This window comes from Phormidium sp. FACHB-1136, from assembly GCF_014697375.1.
Taxonomy (GTDB): Bacteria; Cyanobacteriota; Cyanobacteriia; order Phormidesmidales; family Phormidesmidaceae; genus Nodosilinea.
Window position 1 is genome coordinate 1 of the sequence record NZ_JACJRS010000163.1, and the last position, 6726, is coordinate 6726.

The 6726-nt window shown below is 53.7% G+C and carries 7 protein-coding genes; 6 read left to right on the top strand and 1 reads right to left on the bottom strand.

The annotated features are described in order from the left end of the window. Positions 1-592: 592 nt before the first annotated feature. On the bottom strand, positions 593-1048 hold the full coding sequence (locus H6G62_RS25340; RefSeq protein ID WP_190500377.1) for a hypothetical protein: 456 nt from the start codon (positions 1046-1048) through the stop codon (positions 593-595). Positions 1049-1203: 155 nt separating this feature from the next. Here H6G62_RS25340 and H6G62_RS25345 point away from each other — a divergent pair, with 155 nt between their 5' ends. The 6 genes from H6G62_RS25345 to H6G62_RS25370 all read left to right on the top strand — a co-directional run bounded on the left by H6G62_RS25345 (position 1204) and on the right by H6G62_RS25370 (position 6680). Next, a complete protein-coding gene (locus H6G62_RS25345) occupies positions 1204-1554 on the top strand; it encodes a pentapeptide repeat-containing protein (protein ID WP_242052276.1) in 351 nt (116 codons plus the stop codon). 96 nt (positions 1555-1650) lie between these two features. After that, the gene (locus tag H6G62_RS25350; protein WP_190500380.1) at positions 1651-2649 is read left to right on the top strand and encodes a site-specific integrase; all 999 of its coding nucleotides are present in this window, start codon (positions 1651-1653) and stop codon (positions 2647-2649) included. A 256-nt stretch (positions 2650-2905) separates the two neighbouring features. After that, complete coding sequence (locus H6G62_RS25355; RefSeq protein ID WP_190500383.1) at positions 2906-4399, top strand: N-6 DNA methylase; 1494 nt, start codon at positions 2906-2908, stop codon at positions 4397-4399. Next, positions 4396-5427, top strand: a complete 1032-nt coding sequence (locus H6G62_RS28705; protein ID WP_190500385.1) for a PDDEXK nuclease domain-containing protein — start codon at positions 4396-4398, stop codon at positions 5425-5427. Before H6G62_RS25355 ends, H6G62_RS28705 begins: the two co-directional genes overlap by 4 nt. A gap of 203 nt (positions 5428-5630) precedes the next feature. Further along, entirely contained in the window at positions 5631-5942 is a 312-nt protein-coding gene (locus H6G62_RS25365) for a GIY-YIG nuclease family protein (protein WP_190500387.1), read from the top strand. Positions 5943-6176: 234 nt separating this feature from the next. Beyond that, complete coding sequence (locus H6G62_RS25370; RefSeq protein WP_242052277.1) at positions 6177-6680, top strand: restriction endonuclease subunit S; 504 nt, start codon at positions 6177-6179, stop codon at positions 6678-6680. Positions 6681-6726 lie beyond the last annotated feature (46 nt).

Consider the following 6726-nt stretch of genomic DNA (forward strand, 5'->3'; position numbering starts at 1 on the left):
CGCTAGCGGCCTGAATGGTGATGTGCCTGAAACCCTTGCCCTAGGGGCTGAAACCCTTATGGACGTAACTGGACTCGAACCAGTGACCCCCACGATGTCAACGTGGCCGTTATAAGAGTTAAAACTATTGCTCCATAAGGATTTTACGGGTTGTGATAGTACACACAATACCCAATTCGTACCCGACAGGATTTAGAAGTTTTTTACAGTCCTGACTTAAAAGAAAAACCCTTTCATAATTCTAAAACCCCTTCACTCTATACATTTCAACCCTACACAAACCCCTACATGCTTCTAGTTAACCCCTTCACAATCCTGAAATCCCTTCACCCTATACGTTGCAGTTGAGCCATGGCCCCATTGAGCTAGGTTGACCCAAGATTGGATCAATCAGAAAACTTCTCCTGGCCTAGGGGCTGGCGGTTAACCCAAGGGGGCAGTTGACCCAATTTTTGATTTGAGCCATTGGGTCAATTGAGCTGGTATTGAGCCATATTGACCCAACAAATGAACCAACCTGAAATGCTTACTCTAGGCGGGGTCTAGCGATTTTGGGCAAATCTGAATTGAGCTGTTGAAGAAATCAGGCGGGCTAAATCACGCGCTCGATTCGGGTGTAGCTGGCTCCCCAGTATTTTGGCCTCTTGGCAAGGTCGGCCTCGATGGCTTCAAGCTCCTGGGGGCTGACTTGGATTCGATTATCAGTCGAATACCTCCGGCCCGCGATGGTGTCAGCCAGTAGGTTTTCATTCCGCACAATGATCGCGACCTTCCCTTCCTCCACGGTCTTCGTCTCCGGGGGGTGGCGGGTGGGTAGTGGGGTACTGCTGGTGGTGCGAATTTTGGCTACGGTTGGCGCGGGTACCGTCGTGTTCTCTATGGGTGCCGGGGCGGCTACCTCAGTGGGTACCGAGTTCCGGGCCTGGGTGATCGCGGCTCCCACGATGGCCCTAGCTTCCTCCACTGGGAGAGTGGCGAGGGCGTCCCGTAGGGCGATAAAGTCTGGCTTGAGGTCGGCGAATACCTTCATCGGTGCAGTAAAGGCCATGGGTACCTCAGCAGCGGCGGCAGTGCCCTTCTATAGTAGCGACGGTACCCTAGACAGGGCATAGGGTACGGTGCTGTGGGGGATCTTAGGTAGTTTGTGAGCGTGACTGTAATCCCATCAGTTTTTCACTGAACATAAGCAAAAGGAGAATGGTGATGGCAGACCCAACACAGGTCGATCTACTCAAAGCGGGCGTTGAGGGGTGGAACGCATGGCGAGAAGCCAATCCAGAGGCGGAAGTTGACCTGGGCGGTGCTGACCTGCGCTATGCCATCCTGCGCGGTGCCGACCTGCGCGGTGCCATCCTGAGTGAAGCAGACTTGGGCGGTGCCTACCTTTACGCTGCAAACCTGGGCGGTGCCGACCTGCGCAGCGCCAACCTGATCGGTGCCAACCTGATGGGTGCTGACCTGCGCAGCGCCAACCTGTGCTACGCCGACTTGCGCTATGCCAACCTGAGCGATGCCGACCTGCACGACGCTAACATGAGCGACGCCATAAGGTAGGTGACGGTACCCTATGCCCCGTCTAGGGTACCGTCCTGTTGAGGGTAAAATAGTTTATGAGAATCTAAATTCTCGCAAGCTATTTTGAGGGGCTGAATGATGGCAGATACCTTGGTTCCGGTGGCGGGTACCGAACTGGCTCCGGTGGGGTCGGGGTTGCCTGTGGGGTCTCCCCATCCGGCGGCGGTCTACGTGGCGGGGTTGGGTGAGGGGAGTCGGCGGGCGATCGCTCGGTCGTTGGATCTGCTGGTCGAGGTGTTTATGGAGGTGGCGGGTGGGCCTGCCCCTGGTCGTGGGGTGGGCCTCTCCTTCCCGTGGTGGAATTTGCGCTATAGCCATACCTCAGCGATGCGATCGCGATTGCAAGCACGGGTGGCCCCTGCCACCGCGAATAAAGCCCTATCGGCCCTGCGGCGGGTACTCAAGGAATGTTGGCGGCTGGGCTTGATGTCGGTGGAGGATTACCAACGGGCGGCGGATCTGCCCAATGTGGCGGGGGCGGTGCTGCCTTCCGGGCGCGACATCAGCCACGGTGAAATTTCGGCGTTGATGGCCGATTGTACGGCGGGTGAGCGCAACCTCGATTATCGGGATGGGGCGGTGCTGGCGGTGATGTTGGCGGGGCTGCGGCGGTCTGAGGTGGCGTCTCTGTCTTTGGAGGATGTATCCCTGGATGATGGGCGGCTGGTGGTGCGGCGGGCCAAGCGCAATAAGCAACGGGCGGTTTACCTGCCCATGGGCGCGGTGGCGGCGGTGCGGGATTGGTTAGAACGGCGGCGGGATATGCCTGGGCCGTTGTTTTTGCCGATCAATAAGGGGGATCGGATTCTCTACCAGAACAAGTTTCTGTCAGCTCAGGCTATCCAGGTGATTTTGGAGCGGCGGCGGGAATCAGCGGGGGTGGCTCCCTGCTCCCCTCACGACTTCCGGCGTACCTTTGTGGGCGATCTGCTGGATGCGGGGGTAGACCTGGCCACGGTGCAAGGGTTGGTGGGCCATGCCTCCCCCACAACCACGGCCCGGTATGATCGGCGGCCTGATGCCGTGAAAGCGGCGGCGGTGGCGAAGCTGCACGTTCCCTACTCGCGGCGATAGGGGTGGGCTGATCACACCGAGGGGTGGGTTCATTCGTGGGAGAAAATTTGTGCAGCAAAGGGTCGGGTGGTTTCACGGCCTTGAGGCGGCGACTTCGCAACAGGCGGTGCTGGATTCGCTGTTTCCGGTCATGAACTAGGGATGGGGACGGATAGCCGATTTGGGCTGCTTCTGGGCAACAATAGTGAATGCCTTACTGGCGGCACCCCCTGGGGCGACTGTGGGGCGCAACCATGGTTCTGGTGGACGTGAGGATATGTTTGAACAGACGTTCAGAAATATTGACGATGTGCTTTGGAAGGAGGCGGGCTGCACCACAGAGCTAGATTACACCGAGCAAACGTCGTGGCTGCTGTTTCTGAAGTATCTGGATGACCTGGAGTATGAGCGGGCGATTGAAGCTCAACTGGTGGGCAAGCCCTACGACTTTTTGCTAGAGGAACCCTACCGCTGGTCGGCGTGGGCGGCTCCCAAAACGGCGGATGGGCAATTTGACCACGACAATGCCTTGGTTGGCCCCGACCTGATCGAGTTTGTTAATGGCAAGCTGTTTCCCTATTTGCAGGGGTTTAAGCAGCGGGCCAGTAGCCCCAACACCATTGAGTACAAGATCGGCGAGATTTTTGGGGAAATTAAGAACAAGTTTCAGAGTGGCTACAGCCTGCGGGATGCGCTGGAGTATATCGACGAGCTGCGGTTTGGCTCCCAGGCGGAAAAGCACGAACTATCGCACCTGTATGAGGCCAAAATCAAAAACATGGGCAATGCGGGCCGCAATGGGGGCGAATATTACACCCCACGTCCGCTGATTCGGGCCATGATTCAGGTGGTGAAGCCTCGACTGGGGGAAACGATCTACGACGGAGCTTGTGGCTCGGCGGGTTTTTTGTGCGAAGCCTATGACTATCTACGCCAGGGCCAGCTTACGACTCAGCAGCTTGAGGTATTGCAAACCCAAACCCTATTTGGCAAAGAGAAGAAGAGTTTGGCCTATGTGATTAGCATCATGAACATGATTTTGCATGGCATCGATGCGCCCAACATTATCCACACCAACACTTTGGCCGAGAATATCAGCGATGTTCAGGACAAGAACCGCTTTGATGTGATCCTGGCGAATCCGCCGTTTGGGGGCAAGGAGCGGAAGGAGGTGCAGCAAAATTTCCCGATTAAGACCGGGGAAACGGCGTTTTTGTTTTTGCAGCATTTTATCAAGCTGTTGAAGCAGGGCGGCAGGGCGGCTATTGTCATCAAAAATACGTTTCTGTCAAACTCAGATAATGCTTCACGATCTCTTCGTCAAGAGCTTTTGTCGAGCTGTAATTTGCACACAGTTTTAGACTGCCCCGGCGGCACGTTCATTGGGGCGGGGGTAAAGACGGTGGTGCTGTTTTTTGAGAAGGTGCCCTTCGACTCCGCTCAGGGTGCCTTCGACTCCGCTCAGGGCACGGGCACTAAGAAGATCTGGTATTACCAGCTCGATCCTGGCCGCAATATGGGCAAAACCAACCCGCTAAATGATGATGACCTGAAGGAGTTTGTAGAACTCCAGGCGACCTTTGCGGAAACGGAGAAATCTTGGTTTGTGGATTTGGAGGATGTTGACCCCGAAACCTTTGACCTGTCGGTGAAGAATCCCAACGCCCCGGAAGAAGCCCCTCTGCGTGACCCGCAGGAAATTATGGATGAGATTGCGGCACTGGATAGGGAGAGTGCTGAAATTTTGGCGGGGATTGGAGGTTTGCTGTGAGTGAACTTACAACCCAGGATTATGTAGATTTTCTCTATGAGGTAAGGCAACGTATTCGTGAACGTCAGCTTCAAGCTTTGAGAAGTGTGAATCGTGAGCTGGTGGGATTATATTGGGAGATTGGCAAGCTAATTCACCAAAAGCAGGCGGAGATGGGCTGGGGGAAGGCAGTAGTAGAAACCCTGGCCCAAGATTTGCAGGCCGAGTTTCCAGGGCGCAATGGATTTTCGGCACGCAACCTCTGGAATATGCGGGAATTCTACTGTACTTATGCTGATCGTCTAAAACTGCAACCGCTGGTTGCAGAAATTAGCTGGACGAAAAATCTGCTCATTATGGGGCAATGCAAAGATGATCTTGAGCGAGAATTCTACCTCCGAGCAACGGCTCGTTTTGGTTGGACAAAAGCTATCCTTCAGCATCAAATTGACAACAAGAGTTATGAAAAGTATTTGCTAAGTCAGACCAATTTTGATGAAACGTTGCCTGAGAGTATTAAGGCCCAAGCGGCTTTAGCCATAAAGGATCAGTATACGTTTGACTTTTTAGATCTAGCTGAAAAACATTCAGAGCGAGAGCTGGAACAAGCGCTGATTCAAAACTTGCGAGCATTTCTATCGGAAATGGGTGGTACATTTGCCTTTATTGGCAACCAATATCGCCTCGAAGTAGGTGGCCAAGAATATTTTATTGATTTGCTATTGTTCCATCGACGGTTGCGATGTCTGGTGGCTATTGAGCTAAAGATTGGTGAGTTTAAGCCTGAGCACAAGGGCAAGATGGAATTTTATCTAGAAGCCCTAGATTGCCAGGAGAAGATGGAGGGTGAAAATTCGCCAATCGGCATGATTATCTGTCGCTACAAAAATAAGACAGTGGTGGAATATGCTCTAAGAACAGCTACGCGACCCATTGGAGTAGCGACCTACACCATTGTGCCGCAGTTGCCAGAGTCTTACCGAGAGCAACTACCCAGCCCAGAGGAAATTGCCGAACGCCTTAAGTTCTGGGAGGCGCTGGATGAATAGATTTTGGGCGGATCAATGGGAGAAGGCTGAGAGTTTGGCGGGAATTGGGGGAACCTTGTAAGGGGGGGTGGCTTCGGCTGCGCTCAGCCAGCGGGGTGGGTGGGGGCTGGCTTCGGCTGCGCTTAGCCAGCGGGGGGTGGGCGATCTGTGAGGGCTGAGCGAAGTCGAAGCCCGGTATCAGGTGCATTGAGGACGGGTGAACTATGCCTTATATGTATATTTTGGAATGTGTCGATGGTTCTTTCTATACGGGCAGCACTAAGGATTTGCCGCGCCGCCTGTGGCAGCACCAGAATGGTTTGGGGGCTAGGCATACGGCAAAGCGCTTACCTGTGAAGTTGGTCTATGCGGAGGAGTTTGAGCGGGTGGCGGATGCTTTTTATCGTGAGAAGCAGGTGCAGGGCTGGAGTCGGGCGAAAAAAATAGCGCTGATGGAGGGTGATTGGGATCGTCTACATATTTTGGCGGAGTGCCAGAATGAGACGCATTATTTGGGAGGTGATGGGGGTGGTTGATGGGTTGGCTTCGGCTGCGCTCAGCCAACGGGGGGGTGAGATGATGGGTGGGTGTTGGCTTCGGCTTCGCTCAGCCAACGGGGGGAAGCGGGGTCAATTGATGGAAGAGGACTGAGCCAATCCACAGAAGAGGGCTGAGCGAAGTCGAAGCCCGGTCTCTGCTGAGGCAACAGGGATTGCGGCACTGGATACGGAAAGGGTAGAGATTTTGGCTGGGATTGGGGGGATGCTGTGATGGTTTTAGGTAGGAAGAAATTACCCAAGCATTGGGAAGTCAAATGTATTGGAGATGTTTGCGAGACTGGGGCAGGCGGCACACCTCTGAAATCCAATCGCGAGTATTATGAAGGTGGCACAATTCCCTGGCTTTTAAGTGGGGAAGTCGCACAAGGTGAAATATCAGAGTCCAAAAACTTCATTACTCAATCAGGACTAGATAATTCATCAGCTAAGATTTTTCCTGTGAATACTGTTTTAGTTGCAATGTATGGTGCAACAGCGGGACAAGTCGGAATTCTACGGTTTGAGGCAGCAACAAATCAGGCTGTATGTGGCATATACCCAAACGAAAAGTTGATTCCTGAGTTCATCTTTTATGCAATGCTCTCGAAGCAGACAGAGCTGATTTCAAAAGCTACAGGTAACGCTCAACCGAATATCTCTCAAATCAAGGTTAACTGGACAGTGGGAAGTTCTGTATCCGGTAGCGGGACGCCAAGAAAAACGGACATGAGCTGAGTCAATCGACCCATCATGTCCGAAACTGGCTGATGTAAAGCCTTTC

What these genes read in the sequence shown, in the direction of transcription:
- H6G62_RS25365 (WP_190500387.1), top strand. Translation starts at nt 5,631, where the DNA reads ATGCCTTATATGTATATTTTGGAATGTGTCGATGGTTCTTTCTATACG.
- H6G62_RS25370 (WP_242052277.1), top strand. Translation starts at nt 6,177, where the DNA reads ATGGTTTTAGGTAGGAAGAAATTACCCAAGCATTGGGAAGTCAAATGT.
- H6G62_RS25350 (WP_190500380.1), top strand. Translation starts at nt 1,651, where the DNA reads ATGATGGCAGATACCTTGGTTCCGGTGGCGGGTACCGAACTGGCTCCG.
- H6G62_RS25355 (WP_190500383.1), top strand. Translation starts at nt 2,906, where the DNA reads ATGTTTGAACAGACGTTCAGAAATATTGACGATGTGCTTTGGAAGGAG.
- H6G62_RS25340 (WP_190500377.1), bottom strand. Translation starts at nt 1,048, where the DNA reads ATGGCCTTTACTGCACCGATGAAGGTATTCGCCGACCTCAAGCCAGAC.
- H6G62_RS25345 (WP_242052276.1), top strand. Translation starts at nt 1,204, where the DNA reads ATGGCAGACCCAACACAGGTCGATCTACTCAAAGCGGGCGTTGAGGGG.